We start from the raw sequence: 24,144 nt of genomic DNA on the forward strand, positions 1-24,144 counted from the left end.
TTTCTTTGAGTGCTAACAATACTATATGCCCTCTCCGTCCTTTTGTCAATAGGCTTTTGCAAGTTTTTTATTGTTTTATGATTTTTTTATGTCAAAAACCCTCCCTACCGGATGTCCGGTAAAGAGGGTTTTATCTTTTGGGTTTTATTTTTACTTTTATTTCTTCTTAGCTTTCTTGCCGCCGGCGCCTTCATAAGCATTGATATACATTTGCTTAATTTCCGAAATCAGCGGGTAACGCGGATTAGCCGGGGTACATTGATCGTCAAAGGCCTGCTCGCTCATCTCGTCTAAGCTCGCATAAAAGGCCTTTTCATCCACGCCGTACTCCCGGATACTGCCGGGAACATGGATGATCTTCTTTAATTCCTCAATCTTGTCAATCAGCAGCTCCACCTTTTCATCTTCGGTTTTGCCGCCCAGCCCTAAGAAATCAGCAATCTTGGCATAGCGCCACTTGGCGTTCGGATACTTATACTGCGGGAAAGCTGCCTGCTTTCTCGGATTATCGGCAGCGTTAAAGCGAATCACCTCGCATAACAGCATACCGTTGGCCGTACCGTGCGTAACATGATGCATCGAACCCAGCTTATGCGCCATTGAGTGGCAGACGCCCAGAAAAGCATTGGCAAAGGCAATTCCGGCTAAGGCCGAAGCATGTGCCATCTTCTCTCTGGCTTTGGCATTGGTTGCGCCTTCATTATACGCATCCGGCAAATATTTAAAGACCAGCCGCATTGCTTCCAATGCCTGTGCATTGGTAAAATCGGACGCCATCACCGAGACAAAGGCTTCAATCGCATGGGTCAGGACGTCAATACCGGAGGCTGAGGTCAGCCCCTTGGGCTGATTCATCATCAGCTCGGCGTCAATGATGGCCATATCCGGCGTTAATTCATAATCAGCCAGCGGATATTTGACGTTGGTCTTTTCATCGGTAATAACCGCAAACGGCGTCACCTCAGAGCCGGTGCCGGCCGTGGTCGGGATTGCCACCATCTTGGCCTTTTGTCCCATCTTCGGGAACTGGAAGACCCGCTTTCTGATATCCATAAAACGCATCGCTAAGTCTTCAAAATGAACCTCCGGATGCTCGTACAGCACCCACATAATCTTTGCCGCGTCCATCGGCGAACCGCCGCCCAGCGCGATGATGGTATCCGGCTGGAAGCTCAGCATTTCCTTGGCTCCCCGACGAGCCGCCGCTAAGGTCGGATCCGGCTCAACCTCATAAAAGACCTTAATATCCATGTTAAACTCCGCCAACCGGTTGGTAATGATATCGGCAAAGCCCAAGCCATACAGAACTTTATCGGTAACAACAAACACTCTTTTGCTGCCCTGCTCATGCAGCTCATGCAAGGCTTCTCCCAGGCAGCCATATTTAAAATAAATTCTTTCCGGCACGCGATGCCACAGCATATTTTCTCTCCTTTCGGCGATAGTCTTAACATTCATCAAATGCTTGACTCCTACGTTTTCACTGATCGAGTTGCCGCCCCAGGAGCCGCAGCCCAAGGTCAGCGAGGGAGCCAGCTTAAAGTTAAAGATATCGCCAATCGCGCCCTGCGAAGCCGGCATATTGATAATTGTCCGGCCAGTTTTCATTCTTTCACCAAAACGGCGAATCCGATCCTGTGAATTGAGCTGATCGGTATACAGCACCGAAGTATGTCCCAAGCCACCTAACTCAACCAGTCTGGCCGCCTTGTTCAAAGCGTCTTCAAAATCCTGTGCCTTGTACAGCGCCAGAATCGGCGATAATTTTTCATGACTGAACGGTTCTTCTATCTCCACGTTCTGCACCTCGCCCACCAGTACCTTGGTATCAGCCGGCACCTTAAAGCCCGCCATCTCAGCAATCTTAATCGCCGACTGGCCGACAATGGCAGCATTTACCGAACCATTCAGCAAAATAATTTTTCTGACCTTTTCGGTTTCTTCCTTAGTCATAATGTAGCCGCCGCGCAGCGAAAATTCCTCTTTTACCTCGCCGTAAACTTCCTTGAGCACAATCGCCGCCTGTTCGGAAGCACAAATCACGCCGTTGTCAAAGGACTTGGACAGTAAAATCGAATTGACGGCCATCTTGATATGAGCCGTTTCATCAATGATCGCCGGGGTATTGCCCGCGCCGACGCCAATCGCCGGCCGGCCGGAGGAATACGCTGCCTTAACCATGCCGGGACCGCCGGTTGCCAGAATCAAATCCGCCGACTGCATCGCTATATTCGATAACTCAACGGTCGGCTCATCAATCCAGCCGATGATGCCCTCCGGCGCGCCGGCTCTGACCGCCGCCGCCAAAGCAATTTTAGCCGCCTCAACTGTCGACCGTTTTGCCCGCGGGTGCGGCGCCAAAATAATGCCGTTTCTGGTTTTTAAGGTCAGGAGAATCTTAAAAATAGCGGTTGAGGTCGGATTGGTGGTCGGAATAACCGCCGTAATCAGGCCGATCGGCTCGGCAATCTTCATGATGCCGTAAACATCATCCTTTTCCAAAACACCGCAGGTCTTTTCATCTTTATATTTATTATAAATATATTCCGCCGCGAAATGATTCTTAATAACCTTATCCTCGACCAGCCCCATGCCGGTTTCCTCCACCGCCATCTTAGCCAATTCAATCCGGGCGTTATTGGCGGCAATTGCCACTTCCCGGAAAATGTGATCGACCTGCTCCTGCGTAAAGGAAGCAAACTTCACCTGCGCCGCTTTGACCTTGGCAATCGCCTGCTGCAATTCTTCCAAATTAGTAACTTTTGTTTCTGCCTGTTGTTTCATAAAAACCTCCTTAGTTAAATATTTAACCAAAACAATTCGAAATTATCGTTATTTCCTTAACCTTCCGACAAACCATCCACCAAAATCCACTGCCAAGCAAATCCCTTTTCGCTCTAAAAACACACTGTTAATTCTTATTTCTGTTTGCCGCTTTTCCATGTCAATATATTAACATACATTTCCCGTTTTCGCAAGTGTTTTGTTATTTTTTTAACTATTAGTCCCTTTCATCGATTTTCTTCCTGTTTTCTTGGCAGATATTTTGTCACATCCATCTTCCTTTTTCTTGTCACCAGCTTTTTGCACAATTTTTCATCCTAAATCATCCTCTTTTTTGTTTTGTTTTCCGCTTGCTCTGCCGTTCGGCTTTCCGACTTTACATTGGCTGAAACTCTGCCGCCTGCACTGCCCATTCCATAAACAGAAACGATACAAAACACCAAGGAACCGCCCAAGCGGAAACATGAGCCCACTTCTCTCCCGTTCTTGTGAAAATAACTTTTTCACTTTAACCAAAATTTGTCCCTGTATTTTTTAGCAGATATGAATTGAAAAACCAGCCGTTATCTTATATAATAAAGGAAGAACTAAAAAAAACATCAACATTTTTTAGCAAAGGAGAGGCTATGGACTACAAAGCAAAATATCTGGAATGGTTAAGCAACCCCCATGTTGACGAAGAAACTAAAGAGGAACTGCGCCGGATTGAAAACGATGAAAACGAAATTCAAAACCGTTTTTATAAAAATCTGGAGTTCGGTACAGCCGGGCTGCGGGGAATCTTGGGCGCCGGAACCAATCGAATGAACAAGTATAACGTCGCCCAGGTAACGCAGGGAATTGCCGATTTTATCTGTGAAAAGGGCGAAGAATACAAAAAACGTGGCGTGGCGATTGCCTATGACTGCCGCCATTTTTCCGACACTTTTTCTAAAATGGCCGCTCTTATTTTTGCTGCCAACGGGATCAAAGCCTATTTATTTGAATCCCTCCGCCCGACACCGGAACTATCCTTTACCATCCGGCAGCTAAACGCCGCTTCCGGGGTGATTTTGACGGCCTCGCATAATCCCAAAAACTATAACGGCTACAAGGTTTATTGGGAAGACGGCGCACAGGTTCTGCAGGATATCGCCGATGCTATGACCGCCAAAATTGAGGAGGTGCCGCTGTTTACCGGTGCTAAAATGATTGCCGAGGAAGAAGCGCTGGCGCAGGGACTTTTGCAGATTTTAGGCAAGGATATGGACGACAAGTACATCTCCATGGTCGAAGGCTTAAGTGTGCGCGATGCGGAAATTGATAAGTCCATTTCCATTGTATACACACCGCTCAACGGTGCCGGCAGCGAATCAGTGCAGCGAGTGATGCGCGAGCGCCAGTTCTCCAATTTCACCGTGGTACCAGAGCAAAAAGATCCCGACCCCAATTTTACCACAATTGATTACCCCAATCCGGAAGATCGCCGCGCCTTTGAATATGCGGAAAAACTGGGACATAAGATTGGAGCAACGCTCCTGATTGCAACCGACCCGGACTGCGACCGGCTGGCGATTGAAGTTTTAAATCCGGAAGGCGAATATGTTGCCTTTAACGGTAATCAAACCGGTGCTATTTTGATTAATTATTTGCTGGAAGCAATGAAAGAAAAAGGCCGGCTGCCGGAAAACCCGGCTATCGTCAAATCGATTGTGACCGGCGATATGGGTGCGGATATCGGCAAGACCTACGGCGTAACAACCTTTAACGCTTTAACCGGCTTTAAAAATATCTGCGGCCGGATACCGGAGCTGGCTGCCCGCGGCTTTCATTATATCTTCGGCTATGAAGAAAGCATCGGCTACACCACCGGTACGGCGGTTCGGGACAAGGACGGTGTCAGTTCGGCCATGCTGCTGTGCGAAGCCGCCGCTTACTACAAGGCCAAGGGTCTGACCCTGCTTGATGTTTTACAGTCCTTATTTGAAAAATACGGATATTACCGGGAAAATCAAACCTCGCTGGTACTGGAAGGCAAAGAAGGTCAAGAACGAATTGCTCGGATGATGCAGGTTTACCGGCAAAATTATCCGAGGACTTTTGCGCATTTCAGTGTCGAAAAAATGATTGACTATCTGCACGGTTATGAAGATATCCCCGCTTCCAATGTCTTGGAGTTCCGTTTATCCGGCGGCTGCTGGTATTCCCTGCGTCCGTCCGGCACCGAGCCGAAAATCAAGCTCTACATTTACGCCAAAGCGGCCGATGCTGCCTCCGCCGAACAAAATGTGGCGCTGATTCGGGAAAATGTTCTGAAAGAATTAAACGCGATTAACTAAAAACTGTTATCGTTCAGGTCAGCCATTCGTAATTCATCAAGATGCAGGAAAACTGTACAGTCTTGATAAAAAACGAACTTCGGCGAATGGCTCGTGTGAACATTCAGCAAATATGTATTGGGGGTTGATGTGACAATCGAGAGAAACTCTTCTGTCATATCAACCCCCAATGTCTGTTTGCCTGAACTGTAACAAATCCGGCAAGGCAGAGAGCAGTTTTTATTTCTAATTTTTTGACCAGCCGCAAGCCTGCCGCTTTAGAGGCAGCGCTGCGGCTGAATGATTTTCTGATTTTATTTGCCTGAAAAAGTACGGGATAACTTTTGTTCCGGTTGATTGGCTTGCCTGCGCTTGCCCGTAACAGCCCCGGCCGGTTTATTTACCTGCGGTGTCTGCGGTGTCGGCTGCTTCTTGACCGGCTTCCGCCGATTGAGCTTTCGCGGCGGTTCTAGAGCAAAGGTTCCGCTCGCCGCTTCTTTTTTGACCGCAAAATCAATTTGTTTTTCCTGCAGACGCTTATCGGTAAACTCCTTTAAAACGACTTGCAAGGTTGTAAACAAGGGAATCCCGATAATAATCCCGGATAATCCGGCAACTCCGCCGCCGGCAATCACCGCTATAAAAATCCAAAAGCCGGACAGGCCGATGGCACCGCCGACCACCCGCGGATAAATAACATTGCTTTCGATTTGCTGCAGCACAACGACAAACAAGGCAAACCACAGTGCCTGAACGGGATTCGCCATTAACAAAATAATAAAGCCGACCACGCCGCCCAAAAATGCACCAACCATCGGAATGATGTTAGTTAAGCCCACAATCGCACCAATCAGCACCGGATACTCAAAGCCGCAAATACTCATGGTAACCATCGCCAGCACTGATAAAATCACGCCCTCAATCAGCTGACCCCGGAAAAAATTGGAGAACGAACGATTCAAAATCCCAAAAAACCAAATGATTCTGTCGCTGAACTTTTCAGAAAAAAGGGCATAAATCGCTTTTTTCAAAGCCTCTGCAATCGACTCCTTTTCCGCCAGCATATAAATAGACAGGGCAAAACTGACCACCAGTCCCAAGAGCGAGGATACCGTTCCATAAACCCAGCTGTATAAAGATTCCACCAAAAGCCCCAGCCAGGAACTGACCATCGCGATCAAGCTGTTGATAATTTCGGTGATTTTATCAATCACCACCTGCGGCAGGGCGTAATTATACTCCATGATGGAAAAGTTCGTCAGCCAGGTGCGCACCGCTGAAATATAGCCATCAATATTTTGCGTCAGCCGATTGATGCTTTCGGTCAGCTGCGGTACTGCAAAGCGAAGCAGCAGCACCATAATCAAAAGGAAGAAGATAATCGTCAAAACAACACTCAGTCCCCGACACAGTCCCTTCTTTTTGATTTTTTTCGCCAAAATCCTTTCAATAAAGCGCATCGGCAGATTCATGACATAGGCAATAAAAAATGCCGTAACCACCGGCTGCAGCGCTCCCCGGTAAAACTCCGCTGCTTTGGTCAGAAAGCCGCTTAAATTATTAAAAATATGATATAAAATAATCGCCACCGTAATAATAATCAGGCTGACCCATATCTTTCGTTTCTCTTCCGCTGTTAAGCGCATTATTTTCTCCTTTCGCTTTGTCCGAAGTGCTTTATCTAATTTTTTTGTACCGTAATCGGGTTTCCTTATCACAGTGTCTGGAAAATCTTATATTTATTCTTCAAACGTAATTCTATCTTTTAATTGGTTTTCTATATCTCTTTTTCCATAAATAACACGATATATTTTTACAATTTGGTTTGACTCATCAGGAATATAAAATACAAGATAGTTCTCAGCAGATAAAACTCTAAGCCCTTTATCTTTCCATTTTGGGTAATCACATAATCTATGCCTGTTTGGAAATTCATCAAGAGATTTAACAGCTTTCAATATTCGATACGATAACTTTTCAGCAATACTGGGTTCTAATAATTCATCTGAAATATATCTTACAATGCTTATTAAATCTTTTTTAGCATTTTCAGAAAATATTATCTTATATTTCATCTCCCTAACTCTTTCTTTAACTCATTTTCTACTTCTTCAAAACTATATGTTCTTCCATTCTCAAAATCATTATGAGCTTTTAACATTTCTATATTAAATTCTGCTTCTGATAAATTTGATATAGAAAAAGGCTTTGTGTCAGGGATTTTAACTTCAAAAGGCAGTCCATTTTGCATTACAACCTGCCTTAAAAAGATAGACACAGCATTTGACATTGGTATTCCGAGTTTTTCAAGAACCTCTTCCGCCTGTTCTTTAATATCAGGTTCTATTCTTACATAAATATTTGATGTTCTTGCCATATATATCACTTCCTTTCGCTTTAGATTATATCACTTCTGATTGCGAACAGCAATACATTTTGCCAGTTGATTAAAATTATTTTTTTTCAAAAAAAGACTTGATTTTTTCCTAAAAAATGGATATTATAGTATGTGCATGAATTCACGGGATGTGGCGCAGTTTGGTAGCGCGCTTGACTGGGGGTCAAGAGGTCGCAGGTTCAAGTCCTGTCATTCCGAGCAAAGCGCCGTAATCGGCGCTTTTTCTTTGCCGGCAAGTTTCAACTGCTGCCGAACATCTCCGTTTGCTTATAAAATCAAATTTACATACACTGACAGGAGGTAATCTCATGAATACAACTATCCATTCGCAACTCAATCACCGCTCGATCCGCAAGTTCACCGACCGTCCCGTTTCGGCGGAAACTCTGTCAACTCTGCTGGCTGTTATCAATCAAACCGCCACCAGTACCGGCGCCCAGTCCTTCAGCGTTATCCGGATAACCGACCCCGAACTGAAAACCGCCATCAGCCGGGTCTGCAAACAAGACTATGTCGCCGCTATGCCGGAACTATTTATTTTTATCGTTGACGCTTACCGCAATGCCCAAATCGCCGCTGAACAGGGCTGTACTCTGCCGGCGGCCAAAGATATGGATCGCTTTTTCCAAGGCTTTACCGATGGCTGCCTGGCGGCGCAAAATCTGACCACGGCCATAGAATCACTTGGCCTGGGGGCAGTTTATCTGGGCAGTATCCTAAACGATGCCTCAAAAATCATCAGCCTTTTGCAGTTACCGGAACTGACTTTCCCGATTGTCGGGGTCGGTTTTGGCTATCCGGCCGAGCAGCCCGCACTCAAACCGCGGATGAGCGTTGATTTGAAGGTTTTTGAAAATCACTATCAGCGCCCGGCCGGCAGCTATCTGGAGGCCATCAAGGACTATGACACAATTATGCAGACCTACTATGACCTCCGGGATCAAACCAACTCCCTGCCTGCTTTCAGCCGTCAGATCGTTCAGCGTCTGGAAAATGCCAATCCCATGCGGGCTGCCCTTTTGCAGGTTGTTCAAAAACAAGGGTTTGATTTAAATGTTTTATAAACTCAACCGCCCCTCTAAACCGTAATAGTCAATCCGCCGAACTGTGCCGTCCCGGAAAATCAACGTTACTTCGCCGTAGCCGCCGCATTTTTCCGGGTCGGTATAGCGAACTTCTGCCAGCGGAAAAATCTCATCTTCACTAAAATCTTCCCAGCTTTCCTTAGTCAGCACCTGCGAAATCAACACATAGGGCTCATAGCCGTATTCCTTTTCCCGCCGGAGCGCGGCGTACGCAATATAGGAATCCTGCGAATCGGCGTTGGTACCGCTGGATGCCAGCACCTCTAATTCCTGCCAGCCCCCTAAAATCGTCATCGCCAGCTGCCGCTTTTGGCCGGTATGCCCGCAGCCCTTTAAAATAACAGCCTTAGCTCCGTCCTTTTCCCGGCGCAAAATCTCCGTGCCGTTATCCGGAAAGCCATATGCCCCCAAAGTCAGCCGCAAAGGCTTGGCAAAAAAGCGAATCTTATCCGCCCGCAAAATCCCATACGGCACCGCCATATCCGCCAAATCAATTGACGGCGTCCAGTGCTTTTCCCGATCGGTTGAATAATTCAAATAATTGCGCCGGTACAGTACGCCGTCCTTCTCTCCGCTCCAAAGCAAGGCATTTCCTTTCTTGTAAACACCGCTTTTTTCCTCGTAAAGTACATACTGCTGTGCTTCCACTTCCGGAGAGGGCTTGGCTTCCCACGGAAACTTGGTATTGTACGCCAGTTTAGCATAATTCCACATACCATGCTCATCGCCCTCAGGCTTGATGACCTTGCCGGTGCGCAGTTCGGTTGTGCCGTTGGCCTGATGGTTAATGAAAGACAGCGCCGGCCCATCCAGCGTCGTCACCTTACTTTCCCCGGGCTTTAACTGCTCCCAGCTGCCATTATTTTCTGCTGCCGTCCAAAAAGGATGCTCGGCCGGTAAATACAGGCACATAAAAGCTTTGGCCAGCCAAAACGGCGACTCGGCGCAGGAGTAGCTCTGGACCAGCGGCAAAAACGGCCGATAAAAGCCCAAAACCGGAATGCCCTCATACCACAAATCATCTCTGGTCAAAAATTGCAAGAGCGAGCCGGAAGCAATCCGTCTGGCCAGCCCCGGATCCGCGGTGGGTGATTTCAGCAGGAGATTGCCGATAAAAGCGGCTGTCGCGCCGTTCCGGTAAATATTGCTCCGTCCCCACATATTGGTATAGCCGTCCCGGTCAAAAAAGTCCGCATAGGTCTGCATCAGGCGGTTGCTGTTTTCGGCAAAGCGAGCCGCCAGATACGGCTCTTCCTCACAGCCGTACCACAAGTTCCAGAGCGGTGCATAAAAATTAAACGCCCAGCAGGAATAATAATCAAAAGAATGGCCATCACGATACCAGCCATCGCCGACCGACAGGCTGAGAATAGCCTGGGCATGGTCGCGCATGATATCCCGATCCATCGGATAGCCCTCTCGGTGCAGAAAAGCCAGTCCCAGCATATTAAACATCCGCCAGTTCTGGGGCACGGTGCTGCCATGTGCATATTCGCTGATAAAAGCCGCAATCCGGTCACGCTCCGATTGCGTATAACTGTCCCAAATAACTTCACGGCAAACCCACAGGCAAATGACCAGTGCTGCCATTTCCACGGTCTGCTGAAAAATACCGTACTCATTTTCCGGATCATGCGCCAGCATATAGGCGCGATCCAGTACCCACAAAGGATCACCCGGAGTACAGGCTCTTAAAACATGATTTTTGTAATAATCCCGCAGCCGAAAACCGCAAACGGTCAGTTCCGGTTCATTTTTTAAAAGCGGTGCAGCGATAAAAAATGAGCGCGCCAGCCCCTCAAAATACTCAGCCTGCACCTTATGCGCCGGTGTGTGGGCATTGGGGTAAGTGACCTCGGTTTCATAGCGCGGCATCACTACCGGGTCGTCCGCACTTTTAATATTTTGAAAAATGCCTGCCAGCAAATATTTCCCTGCTTCCAGCCAGGATTCTCTATCCAGTCCCGTATAGGGTGACCGTTCAAAATCCAAATGCTGCGGTTGCCATGCCTGTTTTTGCATAATACACTCCTTATTTGTCAAGTTTTTATCCATTTCGGCCTTTTGAGCCATTCCGGCCGGCCTGCTTCCCCGCCGGCAATACCGAAACCTTATTTTTTCTTTCGGCCTAAAAACTACTAATCCGCTGATTCCTTGTACCACATAGCAGTGCCGTAAATCCTCTCATACTCGTCCCGCTCCGGGTCATAGTAGCTAACCTTTGTCCCTTTCCGATTAATCCGATAAATCACACTCGCCTGCGACTGCGGAGGCCAAAGCGTAATCTCGTAGCCCTCCGGCATCCAGACATCATCCGATTCAAACTCTTTCACTTCCGACCGCCAGCCTTTTATTTCATCCTGACTGACAATATAGAGCTTTTTTAAGATTTGAAAAAGCTCTTTGACGGCACTTTTTTTCGTCAAGTTCTTAGGCTGATAATTGGCCAGCGGATCACGGTACAGTTCTTTGCCAGTATAATAATCGGTAACGGTTCGGTAACGCACGTTGAGGTCATAAATGCCGACTCTTTCATAGGTTTCCCGGTGATACACAGGGAAGCGATAGATATCGTCCTCTTGATAAGTATAATCCACACTCTCATCCCATTCTCCGCCAAGCTTCGTTATGCCTTCTGCGACATCATTATCCTCCCATCCCATCTGCTCGGCCATTGACCATGCATCCGCATAATCACTCACCCGGTCAATAATGCCATTTTTTTCCAGTACCCATAAAAGAAACATTCGATCGACTAAGCCGTCAAAAACACTGGGAATATAGGCAGCGTTTTCCATGTCAGATAAAGCGAAAGCCCCAATGAGACTGTCATCAATAAAGGTTTTACCGGTGTTCAAATTGACATAAAAACAAGTAAGCCTCATATACTCCTTATTATCGGGCGTTACGCTTTCATATTTTGCCCGATCTTTTTCCGTTTTAAACATCAAATACCACTGGTATTTTCCGGGATAACGCTCCCGCACCTGATAAAAGCCGATGCCGATCAGTTCATCACACAGGCGCATCTTTCTTAGCTCTTCTTCCTTGACCTCATACAGATTTTCGGCGGAAATTACAGATATCGGCATCCAGTTATCCACCACCCCATTATCCGCCAGCTCTTTCTGATAAGCGGCATAGTCCTCTATAAGTTTAGCCTTAGCCTGCTCGGAACTTAACATTTCCGGCGGCAGCGAGTCAGCTGCTTCTTGATTAGACTTATCCTGATCCGAATCACTCTCGTTTTCCCTCACTATGTCTTGGTTTGGACGGTCTTTTTTACCATTTTCAGCATCTTGACTATCCTGACTCCCGGTTGTTTTGGAATCCGTTTTGGACTGCTCCCCACTGTCCGCTGCCGATTTCTCAGCCGGTTTGAGCAGGGAACACCCCGCCAGCGCTGGCACCAAAAAAAGTACTAAGCAACAGCTGATTATTTTTTTTCTTATTTGTTTCTGCATCTTTCTCTCCTCCTTTGATTTTCTGCCATCACCCTCTACTTGTACCATTATCATATTACTATATGGGACGCTATTTGTAAATACTTCATGAAAAAGTTAAACACAAAGCAGCGCCTCTCCTTTTATCGGAGAGGCGCTGCTCAAGTCATCATCAGCCCTTTATGGGCAATTACGCTAAGAAGTTGTTTCTTCCTTGCTTACTTTCTTTGTTTTTGCCATTTCTACTGTCTGCTTATTTCCTCTTTTTAAACAGCAATCCCAGTCCGGCCAAACCCATGCCCAGCAGACCAAAGAATCCAGCGCCCATGCCGCCGGTCTTAGGCAGCTCAGGTGCTCCCTGCGGCAGAACTTCTTCCTTGACTTCTTCTTCCGCAATTACCGGTACGGATTCCGGAATTACCGGATCATTGATTTTCTCTTCCGGTGCCGATTCCGGTGTCGGCTCATCGTTAATGGTTTGGTTGTTGTTATTGTTGTTGTTGTTATTGTTATTGTTATTGTTGTTATTGTTATTATTGTTGTTATTATTATTGTTATTGTTGTTATTATTATCGTTATCGTCACCACCCGGAGTCGGATCATACGGTGTCAGCGGATCCAACTCATAATCATTGGTAATGACTACATTTCCTGTTCCGTTGCCGGTAATGGTAACCGTATATCGGCCATACCGGTAAGTCTCCGGCTTATCATTTGAATCAAAGTCAATGTTTCCGCCATCAATCTTCGTTTCAAAGACAAGATACTTAAACTCACTTCCGTCCGCTGCGTTCTTTCTCAGTCCACTGAAGGTTGTCGTCCAGCTATTAGCATCGCTCAAAGTTCTGGCTTCAATGTCGACCGGATGAACATCTCCCCGCTCATCTACAAACAGCATGACCTGAACAGGCTTACGGTAATCGACCGGGGTATTGCCCCAACTCTTGGTTACCTTTACGCTGGTTTGCTCATCTTCCGGTATTGCACTGGCATGCGTGTTGAAGATATACACTAAATCCTTACCATTATCTACAATTTCGACATGATAATCGCCGATATGATAATCATTTAAGTCAGCGTTCGGCTCAATACCGACCTCTTCATCACCTACTTTGACTTCAAAGACAAAGTATTGAATCGGTTTCGGTTCAGCCTGTGCCCGCTGCTGCTCAGTCGGTTGTGCCTGTTCGGCCGGAGCTTCCGATTGCTGCGGTTGTTCGGCTTGTTCGGTCTGACCTTGTTCGACCGGAGTTTCGGTCGGTTGTTCTTCATTTTCAGCTGCCGGTTCTTCCAGTGAAATCCCGCCATTTGCTGCCGGAGTTTCCTGCTCTGCCGGAGCTGTCGTCCCCGTCTGCGGGGTTTCTGCCGGCTTATTTTCCTCGGTCGAATCTTCCTTCGGCTGTTCCGTCTGCTCTGCCTGCGGTTCCGCCTGCGGTGCAGCTTCTTCGCCCGGCTGTGCCTGCGGCTCGGCCGGTGTTACTTCCGGCTGTTCGCCCTGCGGCTGTTCATTCTTCGGCTCTTCTTCCTTCGGCTGCTCTTCCGGTTTAGCCGGTTCGGTATTCGGTGCACCCTGCGGCAGAACAGCGTCTTTTATCTCCAGTGTTTCCAGCTTGACGGTGCGTTCCTGATATCTTGGCAAGTTTGCAAACATTGCCTGCCAACTGCTTTCGGCATTTAATGTCCGCTCTCCGCCGTCAACCGGTACTAACTTACCATTTTCATCCAGCTTATACAGCTTAACGACAACCGGTTTTTGATGTTCCGCCGGCGTTGTTCCCCAGAACTTGGCAACCTTAATATTGCGCAAATTCGGGTCGTTCGGCTGGGTAACTTCGTCAACCGCGTTGGTAACATTGATTGAACTTGTGTTGGTTATGGCAAGCGCTCCATCACTTAAGTTAATCTTAAAGATCTTATGCTCATAATCGTAGGTAAGATCTTGCGGCAAGGTAATCTCCTCACCGTTAATGCTGACTTCCACCACCTGATAGGTTACAAGCTTTGTGCCGTCCCATCTTGGTAAATCATTGAACTGCTTCGTCCAATTATTTTCCTTATTTAAAACAAACTTCTCCTTGGCCTCACCATTGGCTCTCAGTTCAATTCCGACCGACCGTCTTGCCCCTTCCGGAACCTGAATACTCCATTCTTTGGTAATCTCCAAGTCGATCAATTCGGTATTGGTAAAAGCATATCCATCTCTTGTAATCCGATACTTAGTGTTGCCTAAGCGTACCGATGTATTCTCACCTTCTTCCAGAATATTGCCGTCTTTATCCAATTCTCTAACCACATAGACAATTTGATTGCCCGCAGGATCTTTAAATTGAATATCCTTAAACTCATCCTTCCATCCATCTTCTGCCGTCAAAGTGATTTTGTCTTTTCGCTGCTCGCTGCCCTCTTGGAAAAGTCCGAAATACGCTGCATTCTGAGGCAAACCGCGCCAAGTTTTCGTTACGGTAATGCTTGTCTGCTGTGTGTTGGTAAAGGCAAAGTATTTCTGCTCCGCAACCGAATCATCTTTAACCTTATACGGTACTCCACCTAAAGAAACAATCTTGCCATCTTCTGCCGGATTACTGTTTTCATCTAATTCCTTAACAACGTAACGCATCGGCTTGCCATTTTTATCATAGGCAACCTGAGCGGCAAACTTGCCTTCCCAAACCTGGGTATTACCAGGCTGTGCATCGGCAGCAATTAATGTCAAGGTATCCACCTGTTTTAGCTTGCCGTCTGCTGTAACTTCATACATACCAAATGTAACACTGCCTGCGGCATCACCAACCCAAGTCTTGGTAACCCGATAACGCTCGTCCTCGGTTTGCAGTTTGGCATTGGTAACTGTGAAGATGACATTGCCCTTGTTATCTTTCTGCTTGTCATAGGCAACCACATAGCCCTCTAACTTTTCTTCTTTTACTTGATAGTCTATTTCTATACCATTTTCGTATCTGGGGAATAAACCAAAACCATGGAATGTTTGGTCATTATCCTCAATCTTTATGGATTCATTTGTGCCAACCAAGTTAATCGTTGCACCACCATCCGGTAACGCAACACTCTCAGGCTGCTGCCAAACTTTTTTGACCTCAAGCTCCACTTGATCAATATTGGTGTTGGTAATGGTAAAGCTGTTTTCTTCGCTGTCATCGGCTTTCGATTTTACTCTATACTTGGAAGCACCTAAGGTAATGATTCCATTAGTAACCGTATCAATCCCATCATTAGGATTTTCATCAACTTCTCTGACTTCATAGGTCAGCGGAAAACCATCTTTATCAAACTTACGCACAAGAATGTTTTCTGTTTGAGGCTTACCTTCTTCATATTTCAAGGTCACCTCTGTTTCCAGCTCAAATTTCTTTGGACTGTCAGGATTCGTCGTCTTTGCATACACACGAACATTTACATCCTGCTTCAAGCCCTCCGGTGTATTTTCCCACACCTTAGTTATAGTGATAGGCTTTTTCACATTGTCTTGGTCAAAGGTATTGGTGATGATAAATCCATCCTCTGCACTGCCCGTAACTTTCGATGTAAAATTAGTTACCGGCTTTTCGACAATAGAATACTCAACTTTCTTGCCGTCAACATACTTTAACAAACCGTTGATCTTCTTAACAGGCCATTCATTGTTATCGTTTTTGGCAATTGTAAGCTCCAGACTCTCTCCTTCTAAAGCTTCCGCCGGATCAGCAGATAAGATAAAGGTTATCTCGTCCGGACGCTGAGTTTCACCGCCTACCCATTTTTTGGTTACCTTAATATCAATCTTGTCGATATTGGTGTTGGTGATGGTAACGTCAGTTTCACTTCCGGTGTAGGTTACCAGATACTTGGAATTACCCAAGTCAGCCTGTTCGTTATTGTCAACCACATTTTCAGCGTTATCCAGCTCTTTGACCGTATAAGTCAATTTCTTGCCATTCACATTATACATCGGCACTGAAACCGTCTTTGTTTGTTCCTTGCCCGCTGTATATACCAAGTCAAACGTCTCATCATAAGGCTTGGGATCTGCCGGAGCCAGCGGATCAAGAACATCATCGGAATACATGCGAACTTTTACTGTTTGCTTTAAGCTCTCCGGTGTATTTGTCCACTGCTTGGTTATCTTAATATCAACTGTTCCAATATTCTTGTTGGTGATAATAACGTTATTTTCCGTTCCCGTGTAGGTTACTTGGTACTTGGCATTTCCTATGTTAGCCTGTTCGTTATTGTCAACCACATTTTCAGCGTTATCCAGCTCTTTGACCATATAAGTCAATTTCTTGCCGTTCGCATTATACATCGGCACTGAAACCGTCTTTGTTTGTTCCTGGCCTGCTGTATATACCAAGTCAAACGTCTTATCATAAGGCTTGGGATCTGCTGGAGCTAGCGGATCAAGAACATCATCGGAATACATGCGAACTTTTACTGTTTGCTTTAAGTTCTCTGGCGTATGTTCCCACTGCTTGATTATCTTAATATTAACTGTATCTTTATTGATATTGGTAATAGTCAAACCATTATACGCTACTGCATACTGCGAATTACCTATCTGGATAGACCCTTGCTCTTCCCCAATTTCTTTAACCGCATAGTCCAGCTTATTGCCATCGTTATCAAACTCCGGCACAGAAACCTCTAAAACTTGCTTCTTGGTTGCTGGGTCATATTTCAACTCATGCTCTTTGGAATAACTCTTGCCATCATCGGTTGAATATAAGAGAACGTTTACATTCTGCTTGAAGTTTTCCGGCGTGTTTTTCCAGAGTTTAGTAATCGTAACTTTATAGTCTGCCGATTGGTCAAAGGTGTTTTTAATAGTAACTTCACCGTTCTCTACCTGTTTCGGGTTATTCGGTGTACTTTCAGTCTTAAAGTACGGCACCGGATTTTCAGCCACAAAATATTTGACTTCCTGATTATTAGCATACTTCGGTAAGTCTTTTACCGTGCCAGTCCACTTGTCCCCTTCTATTTTCTCAAGCGCAAAGGAAAGTGGCTGTTCCTGCGGCAGAGCTGCCATCGGTTCAGCGGTCAAAATAAAGGTTACCTCTTTAACATCTGTCGGGCGCAAATTCTTGCCGCCTTTCCAAATTTTGGTTACCTTAACCTCAACCTTTTCATTATAGGTATTGGTAAAGGTAAAGCCAGAAGCAACGCTGTTTCCCTGTGCATTCTCCAGCGTATAACCATCAATCTTTTTTTCTTCTACCATATAGCCAACATAGTTTATCAGCTGCCCATCTTTATCATACTTTTCAACCGAAAACTTACCTGTCCAAGTATATGGATCATTGGGATCCGCGGAATTCACCTTCAAAATCATTGGATTAACCAATCCATCTGCCTTTACGATATTTCCCTGTGCATCTTTTAATGTAAAGACGGCCTGATCACCGATCTTATTGACCCACTTCTTTGTAACTTTGATGTCCATCTTTTCGGATCTGGTGTTGGTGAACTTTGCCTTAGGTTCAGCTTTGGTAACCGTAACCTCATTACTTGCCGGAGCAACCGTATAACCATCAATTGTTTTTTCTTTGACAGTGTATTTATATGCATTGCCCTGAGCATCTCTGTCCGGTACCTCTTCAAAAGTTCCTTCCCATTTTCCGGCAGGATTTTTCTTGACTGTAATTGTTTTCAACGCTTCCTGCGCACCGTTTTGATGTAAGGTAAAGGTTGCTTCGTTTGCCTCTTCGCCTTTCCATTCCTTTTCCACGAAGAAAGTAAGCATTTCTATCTTCGTTTTGTTGGTGATGGTAAAGGTATGAGTATTGGTATTATCATCATATTCATCTTTAACACTGCCGACTTGCTCATACGGAGCACCTGCCGAAATTTCTTCTCTTACTGAATAGATAATTTCGCGACCGTCAGCATACTTCGGCTTAGTAAGCGTCGTTGTCCAGTTATTACCCGCAGTAACTGTTACTTCTTCATCATTAAGCTTGGCTTTAATCTCGGTTACGTTAGTCGGTACTTCGTTATTTTCCCATTCCTTTTTAATGGTGATGGTGGTCATCACTTTCTTGGTTGTGATTTTCGGCAGGTTGAACTCCATTTTATTATTTGGCTCAGCAGACCGCGGAGTCAAAAACGTCCTGCCGTTAGTCGTATACTGTCCGCCATCTTTCCACTCATCCTTCACTTTGGCTTTGTAGGTAACACGGAGTGTTTCATTTTTGCCTAAGTTAAGACCGGTTAGGGTAAGGGTGTTGTTTTCAAATTCCGCAGCATTCTGAATTGCGGCTAATGTTTCATCAGACAAGCCCGTCCCCTCTACGTTCAATGAGCCTTGATATTCTACTTGGTCGCTCATCGGGTCGGTTATTGTGCCGTTTGATATTTTTTTGATAATCTGTCCGGCTAAATCCTTTAAAATCTTTTCTAAATCATTTGCCTCGTTACCCGCTTCTATGTATTTACCGTCGGAATCAATAGCATTCATAACAGGTTTTCCTGCTTCCGGTATTCCAACACCAATCGAAGTAATGTAAATTCCCTTCCCTTTAATGGCAGCGGCTTCTGCAATTGTATTAGCCTTAATTTCTGGGGTCATCTCTGTTCCTTCACCAATGGTTTCGGGAAGTAACTTAATATACCAAGGAGTCCAATACAAATTTGATTTAAACCCTTTTTTCCATTCGCCGAGCCACCCCTTATGCCATATCTCAAACCCTTCTTTAAAAAAATCTTCTTCAGCTTTATGGTTCTCTTTATGTCCAAAACTCGGCTTCATAGCGCCACTATTACTATACGCATATGTCGGTTCACCGTCACTAATCAACACAATCCTTTTTTGATCGGCAGTACTGTTTTGCAACAGTTTTTCCGCTTCTCTTAAAGCCGCTTGCGTAAAAGTGCCGCCTTTGCTCCCAGTATACGCATTATATTTCTGAATTTCTTTTTTTAATTCTTTTGCATCTTTCTGCAGTGGCTTACTGGTTAGAACGGCCTCTTTTTCATCTTCCCCAGCAAAACTTACCAATCCGATTTGGATATTTCCATTCCCTGGAGAAAGCAATGTATCCACAAAGGTTTTTGCCGCAGCCTTTGCTTTCTCCATTCGTCCATATTTTTTCATACTACTGGAACGATCAACCACCAAAACAACATCCATTGTTTTATCTGGGGTTACCATTTCATCGCTTTGAATCTCCAGCTCAATCTCCATTTCGCTGGTATCCTGATTATAGCTCTTTATTTTCTTTTGAATCGTAATTCCTTCGTTGCCATCCTCTTTTTTCCCTGACACTGGGGCGCCATTGACAGAATTCTCTGCCCATATCGGCGTCGATATCATCCCCTGAAACAGATTGACGACCATCAGCAGGACCATCAGCTTGGCCAGCAGGGAGTGTTTCCTTTTCCTCTCTCCGCTCATAATTTTGTTCTCCTCTCTTGATAATGATGACTTGATTGTTTTTCTCAACTCTCCCCTGCTCGAAAGTTTCGCTTCTGACGCGGGTGTGCGTTCCCCCCTGCTCGAAACGCTGCACATTTCTGATCAAGCAGGCGGGTGACCTGCCTTGATCAAACGATTACGCATCTCTGCCGAACGGGCGCATCTGCGCCGATTGTAATGCTGTCCGCTTTTGCCCGGATGGACAATCTGCCTTGGCCGAAACGCTACACGTTTCTGTGCGGACACACAAACTGCCTCAAAAGACGATCCTGCCGAATATGGAAAAGTTGAGTTATTATATTTGAAAAAGAAGTTAAAAAAATATCAATCCAACTTCTACAAATACCAATGATGAAATGCCCCGCTCTCACTATATACGCGGTCTTCTCTATCAAGAATTTCCTCTGTCTGCGCGGATATGCAGCCTATCCATCGAAAAGACACCGTCTTTTCGTGAACAGGAAGTGCCGAAAACTCACGCTTCTGCTCGAAACCCAAAGCCTCACCGGTCTCAAACCATTATTACCAACCGCAGAAACCAGAATTCAAGGAAATAAAAAAAGCCACGGTACTCTAAGCACTTTCACCTGATTCAAAATATCGTATTCCCAAACTGCTGCCTATTTCCCAATACCACATTATTTTGCAATCGGACGATCTTAGTTTCCCGTAGACTCCTGATTTTGCGTCCCAAAATTTCTTTTGGTTTGCCCTTTTAAATTGTTTTTATTATACTCCTTTTCCCCTTATAGGTCAATAGTCTTTTGAAAAAAGAATTTTCACTCGTTTTTCCCCGTAAATAAGGGGAAAGTCGTTTTTTTATAGAACTTTTATGATTATAAAAGACTATTTTGCTTTGCAAAAAATATAGAACTATATGCTTAACGAAAATAATTCTAATTAATTATTTTACATAAACTGTTTGCTGCACTCTACATCGTTTCGTAGTAATTACGACTTAAAAAAGACTTTGGTTTCGGGATTTATTTCTAACCAAATTTTACTTTAGCCGGATTTTATGATATGATAACCGCGCCGGACAGGCTTTTATGTTACCCGGCGGAAAGGATGCACCATGCAAAACATTTTAACCAAAAACTTTCTGAAAAATGTGATTCCCTCGATGCTGGCCTTTGCTTTTTCGGGAGTTTACATCATCATCGACGGCATTTTTGTCGGTCGCAATACCGGTGATATCGGGCTGTCGGCAATCAATATCAATTACCCGGCAGCGGCTTTGATGCAGGCGGCCGGCACCGGCATCGGCATGGCCGGAGGAATTTGGATTTCGATGAAACGGGGCAGCCGGGACAATCGGGATGAAGCTTTGTTTCTGGGCAATTCACTCTGCCTGCTGCTGCTTGCTTCTCTCCTCTTGGGCGGACTCCTGCTGGCAACCTATCCGCTGCTGCTGCCGCTTTTGGGAGCAAGGGATGAACTGCTGAAGCCGTCAACGGATTATCTGCGAATCATTATTTACGGTACGGCTTTTCAGGTTCTGGGTACCGGTCTGGTGCCGCTGGTTCGCAACTATAACGGCGCACTGCGAGCAATGCGGGCGATGATTTTGGGACTGGCCGCCAATACGGTACTGGATTACCTTTTTATCGAGCGTTTCGGCTGGGGCACCGCCGGCGCGGCAGCAGCCACGGTATTGGGGCAGGCAATGACGCTGTTTTGTCTGCTGCCCTTTTTCTTTTATCCCCGGCGGCTTTTTGCGCTTTCCGATTTAAAACCCCATCCGGCGGTGTTAAAGAAAATCCTGCCGCTGGCTCGTTCCCCTTTTGGCGTTACTCTGATTCCGAATGTGGTCATCATTTTTTTAAACCGGGGAACACTCACTTACGGCGGCGTCTTAGCGGTTTCAGCTTATGCGGTCATCAGCTATGTCATTTATATCGTCCAGCTTCTGGTTCAGGGGATCGGCGATGGTTCCCAGCCGATGATCAGTCGCTATTACGGAGCAAAGGATAACGGTGCTCTGCTCCGACTGCGGCGGCTGAGCTATGCAGCTGCCGGCCTGATTGGTACAGGCTCGGCACTGGCACTGTATCTGACCCGATACCGAGTGCCGGTTTGGTTTGGTTCTTCACCGGCTGCGGCCGCGATGTATGCCGATGTTCTATCCTTTTTCCTGCTGGGAGCGATGCTGGCCTCTCTGCTGCGACCGGGAATTTCTTATTTATATGCCATCAACCATAACCGGGCGGCTTCGACCCTAATTTACGGCGAGCCGGCTGTGCTGGTGCTGCTGCTCTTTGCCCTGCCGCCGTTTCTGGGACTGACCGGCGTATGGCTGGCCGTGCCGCTGTCGCAAGTGCTCATGCTGCTGCTGTCGGTATATTATGTCCGGCAGAGTGATGGGGAGAACCAAAGAAAATTTTTGTTAAAATAGTTGTAGGAAATAAAATATTTTAGTATAATTAAAGAAGAAATGGATCATTAGATTTTCAGGAGGATTTCAACAATGAAAAGCTATTCATCCAAAGAGATAATAGCCATATTAAAAAAGGACGGCTGGTATAAAGTAAATACTTCCGGCACCAGCCATCAGCAATTTAAACACCCCACTAAAAAAGGGCGCGTCACCGTAAAGCACCCCTGTAAAGATATTCCACTTCCAACTTTAAAATCCATTGAAAATCAATCAGGGCTAACTTTTCAATAGCTCTATGGAGGTTTATATGAAAAAAACAGAACGTTATGTCTATCCCGCTATCTTTACTTATGAACCGGAACAAGAAATCGCTGTTGTCTTCCCTGATTTAAATTGTGCAACCAGCGGAACCGATGAAACCGATGCTTTATTATCCGCAAGGGATTTGCTGGGCTGTGTGCTTTTCGGTTTAGAAGAGGATAAAGAAGAAATCCCCAGTGCCAGTGCCTTAAACGAATTAAAGTTAAAAGAAAATGAAAAAGCTGTACTTGTTGATGTATTTATGCCTTCTGTCCGCATGGCAAGTGTTAATCACCCTATTAGCCGCACAGTTACCCTGCCCGCATGGTTAAATGCTTTAGCACTTGAACATAAAATCAATATGTCTAAACTGCTGCAAGAAGCTATCAAAACGCAGTTGCATTTGTAAGCTTACTCGGAACCTTACAGCAAGGGAGAATAAGATTATGGAATATGCCAATACGATAATGAATCAATTTTTCAGCAGTAAGGAAGAACGTCTAAAATATGAAGAAGAATTCCGTCATGCCTGCGATCGGGCATGGCTGATTGCCGGTGGCGAGAAAAAAGGCCGGGAAGAAGGGCGACACACAGAAAAGCTGCAAACTGCACGGAATATGAAAGCTGACGGCATGCCGGTTGCAACCATTACAAAATATACCGGCTTAAGTGCCGAACAAATTGCGGAATTATAGTTATAGCTTAGATAAACAGAAAAATTCCGTCATGCCTGCGATCGGGCATGGCGGATTTTTTATTTATGCAAATGACTGCGCCGGATAAAGCGCTCCAATGGGATGAACGGATTGAAAGCATTGACAATCAGAATGCCCAAGGCAATGGCTGCCGCGGTCTGCATGGTTGAAAAAAAATAATTAATTGCCGCCGGATAATCGGAGATTACCACCGAATATAGAATATGATACATTCCGGCACCGGGAACAATCGCAAAAATGGCGATAATCTGAAAAGCCGTCACCGGCGTTTTGCAGATCCGGCTGAGAATCAAAGAAACAGCGCTGATAAAAATAGATGCCGCAAAAGTAGCAGAAAAAGAGGAAAAGCCCCAGCCGCTAATCAACAGATACACTCCCCAGCCGGCTCCACCCAAAATCGCCGCCAGCGGAAGCTGTTTTTTGCCGGAGCGGAATAAAATACCGGCTGAATAAGTAGCGATTGCCGCTGCCAAAACTTGTATACCTGCCGTATAAAAGCTCATAATAATCCTCCCCCCATGGAATAAAGTTTCAGGGCAAAGCCCACCCCGGCCGCAATCAAAGCGGCAGTGATAAAAGCGTCAGCCGCTCGGGAAACACCGGAAACCAAATCACCGTTAATCACATCCCGAATGGCCGTAGTAATGGCAACACCCGGAACCAGGGGCATGATGGCACCGATAATAATCAAGTTCAAGCTATCGCCGATATGCAGATAGCGATTTAAAAAAATAGATGTAAACCCAATCACAAAGCTGCCAGTTAGCAGCTGAAAAAACTTGGAAGTTCGGGTTTTATCCAAAAAAAAGCTGGCCGTCCCCAGACAAAGACCGGAAACAAGCGCCGCCAAAGCATCATACAGCGAGCCGCCGAATACCACGGAAAAGCTGGCCGCAGTCAGACCGGTTGCCAGCAAAACCTGCCAATCGGAATACTCAACCTGCTCTTTCAGCTTTTCCAAAGCCAGCACTGCCGTATCCAGATCAATGCAGTCGCTGCAGAACTGACGCGAAATCTGATTGGCTTCGGCAATCTTATTCATATTATTGGTGCGCATACTGACCCGCCGGATATAACTAAGCGGCAGTTCCGAATTGTCCGTCGAAGAGGACATGGTCGTAAAAATACCGGTCGGCGTGACAAAAGCCTCCACATACTGATAATGCGACTTGGCTAAAATCCGGCGCATCGTATCTTCGACCCGAAAAGTTTCCGCTCCGCTGCTCAGCATCAACTCCCCCAAATCAAGCGCAAATTGAAATAGCTTTTTGTGGTTCATGATTTCTCCTTATCATCGTTTGTTCTCATTCTACCATAAAACAGCAAACTTATAAAG

15 protein-coding genes, 1 tRNA gene and 1 riboswitch are annotated in these 24,144 nt (G+C 45.8%); of the genes, 7 read left to right on the forward strand and 9 right to left on the reverse strand.

The features are described from left to right. Positions 1-156 precede the first annotated feature (156 nt). A complete protein-coding gene (locus C3V36_12060) occupies positions 157-2,784 on the reverse strand; it encodes a bifunctional acetaldehyde-CoA/alcohol dehydrogenase (GenBank protein AVM69912.1) in 2,628 nt (875 codons plus the stop codon). Positions 2,785-3,410: 626 nt separating this feature from the next. Between C3V36_12060 and C3V36_12065 the strand changes: the two genes are divergently transcribed. Beyond that, a complete protein-coding gene (locus C3V36_12065; protein AVM69913.1) occupies positions 3,411-5,102 on the forward strand; it encodes a phosphoglucomutase in 1,692 nt (563 codons plus the stop codon). Positions 5,103-5,395: 293 nt separating this feature from the next. Here C3V36_12065 and C3V36_12070 read toward each other — a convergent pair whose 3' ends face one another. The 3 genes from C3V36_12070 to C3V36_12080 form a co-directional block, all read right to left on the reverse strand. Then, entirely contained in the window at positions 5,396-6,727 is a 1,332-nt protein-coding gene (locus C3V36_12070) for a hypothetical protein (GenBank protein ID AVM69914.1), read from the reverse strand. Positions 6,728-6,820: 93 nt separating this feature from the next. Then, positions 6,821-7,156 (reverse strand): type II toxin-antitoxin system RelE/ParE family toxin, encoded by a 336-nt coding sequence (locus C3V36_12075; GenBank protein AVM69915.1) that lies wholly within the window; start codon positions 7,154-7,156, stop codon positions 6,821-6,823. Next, positions 7,153-7,458 carry a type II toxin-antitoxin system antitoxin, RelB/DinJ family gene (locus tag C3V36_12080; GenBank protein ID AVM69916.1) on the reverse strand — a complete coding sequence of 102 codons (306 nt, stop codon included), beginning with the start codon at positions 7,456-7,458 and terminating at the stop codon, positions 7,153-7,155. The genes C3V36_12075 and C3V36_12080 overlap by 4 nt, the downstream gene beginning before the upstream one ends. 145 nt (positions 7,459-7,603) lie before the next feature. On the opposite strand from C3V36_12080, the gene C3V36_12085 reads away from it, so the two are divergent. Both C3V36_12085 and C3V36_12090 read left to right on the forward strand, forming a co-directional pair. Continuing rightward, positions 7,604-7,680: transfer RNA gene (locus tag C3V36_12085), tRNA-Pro, on the forward strand. 107 nt (positions 7,681-7,787) lie between these two features. Then, entirely contained in the window at positions 7,788-8,543 is a 756-nt protein-coding gene (locus C3V36_12090) for an NADPH-dependent oxidoreductase (GenBank protein AVM69917.1), read from the forward strand. Here the strand turns inward: C3V36_12090 and C3V36_12095 are convergent. From C3V36_12095 to C3V36_12105, 3 genes are all read right to left on the reverse strand, one after another. Next, positions 8,538-10,586 (reverse strand): hypothetical protein, encoded by a 2,049-nt coding sequence (locus C3V36_12095; protein AVM70544.1) that lies wholly within the window; start codon positions 10,584-10,586, stop codon positions 8,538-8,540. The two genes, C3V36_12090 and C3V36_12095, sit on opposite strands and share 6 nt — an antisense overlap. A gap of 116 nt (positions 10,587-10,702) precedes the next feature. Beyond that, on the reverse strand, positions 10,703-12,028 hold the full coding sequence (locus C3V36_12100; protein ID AVM69918.1) for a hypothetical protein: 1,326 nt from the start codon (positions 12,026-12,028) through the stop codon (positions 10,703-10,705). Between the two features lie 232 nt (positions 12,029-12,260). Then, positions 12,261-19,511 (reverse strand): hypothetical protein, encoded by a 7,251-nt coding sequence (locus tag C3V36_12105; protein AVM69919.1) that lies wholly within the window; start codon positions 19,509-19,511, stop codon positions 12,261-12,263. Between the two features lie 545 nt (positions 19,512-20,056). Then, a riboswitch (cyclic di-GMP riboswitch) is annotated at positions 20,057-20,137 on the reverse strand. A 353-nt stretch (positions 20,138-20,490) separates the two neighbouring features. On the opposite strand from C3V36_12105, the gene C3V36_12110 reads away from it, so the two are divergent. From C3V36_12110 to C3V36_12125, 4 genes are all read left to right on the forward strand, one after another. After that, the gene (locus C3V36_12110) at positions 20,491-21,810 is read left to right on the forward strand and encodes a multidrug transporter MATE (protein AVM69920.1); all 1,320 of its coding nucleotides are present in this window, start codon (positions 20,491-20,493) and stop codon (positions 21,808-21,810) included. Positions 21,811-21,882: 72 nt separating this feature from the next. Further along, positions 21,883-22,083 (forward strand): addiction module toxin, HicA family, encoded by a 201-nt coding sequence (locus C3V36_12115; protein ID AVM69921.1) that lies wholly within the window; start codon positions 21,883-21,885, stop codon positions 22,081-22,083. Between the two features lie 16 nt (positions 22,084-22,099). Further along, on the forward strand, positions 22,100-22,501 hold the full coding sequence (locus C3V36_12120) for a HicB family protein (protein AVM69922.1): 402 nt from the start codon (positions 22,100-22,102) through the stop codon (positions 22,499-22,501). Between the two features lie 37 nt (positions 22,502-22,538). After that, positions 22,539-22,787: a hypothetical protein gene (locus tag C3V36_12125; GenBank protein AVM69923.1), complete on the forward strand. Its 249-nt coding sequence runs from the start codon at positions 22,539-22,541 to the stop codon at positions 22,785-22,787. 59 nt (positions 22,788-22,846) lie between these two features. Here the strand turns inward: C3V36_12125 and C3V36_12130 are convergent, their stop codons facing one another. Then, positions 22,847-23,311 carry a threonine/serine exporter gene (locus tag C3V36_12130; protein AVM69924.1) on the reverse strand — a complete coding sequence of 155 codons (465 nt, stop codon included), beginning with the start codon at positions 23,309-23,311 and terminating at the stop codon, positions 22,847-22,849. Then, positions 23,308-24,087, reverse strand: coding sequence for a threonine/serine exporter (locus C3V36_12135; GenBank protein ID AVM69925.1), 780 nt, complete (start codon positions 24,085-24,087; stop codon positions 23,308-23,310). Before C3V36_12135 ends, C3V36_12130 begins: the two co-directional genes overlap by 4 nt. Positions 24,088-24,144 lie beyond the last annotated feature (57 nt).

It is taken from the genome of Lachnospiraceae bacterium oral taxon 500, from assembly GCA_002999035.1.
Taxonomy (GTDB): Bacteria; Bacillota; Clostridia; order Lachnospirales; family Vallitaleaceae; genus W11650.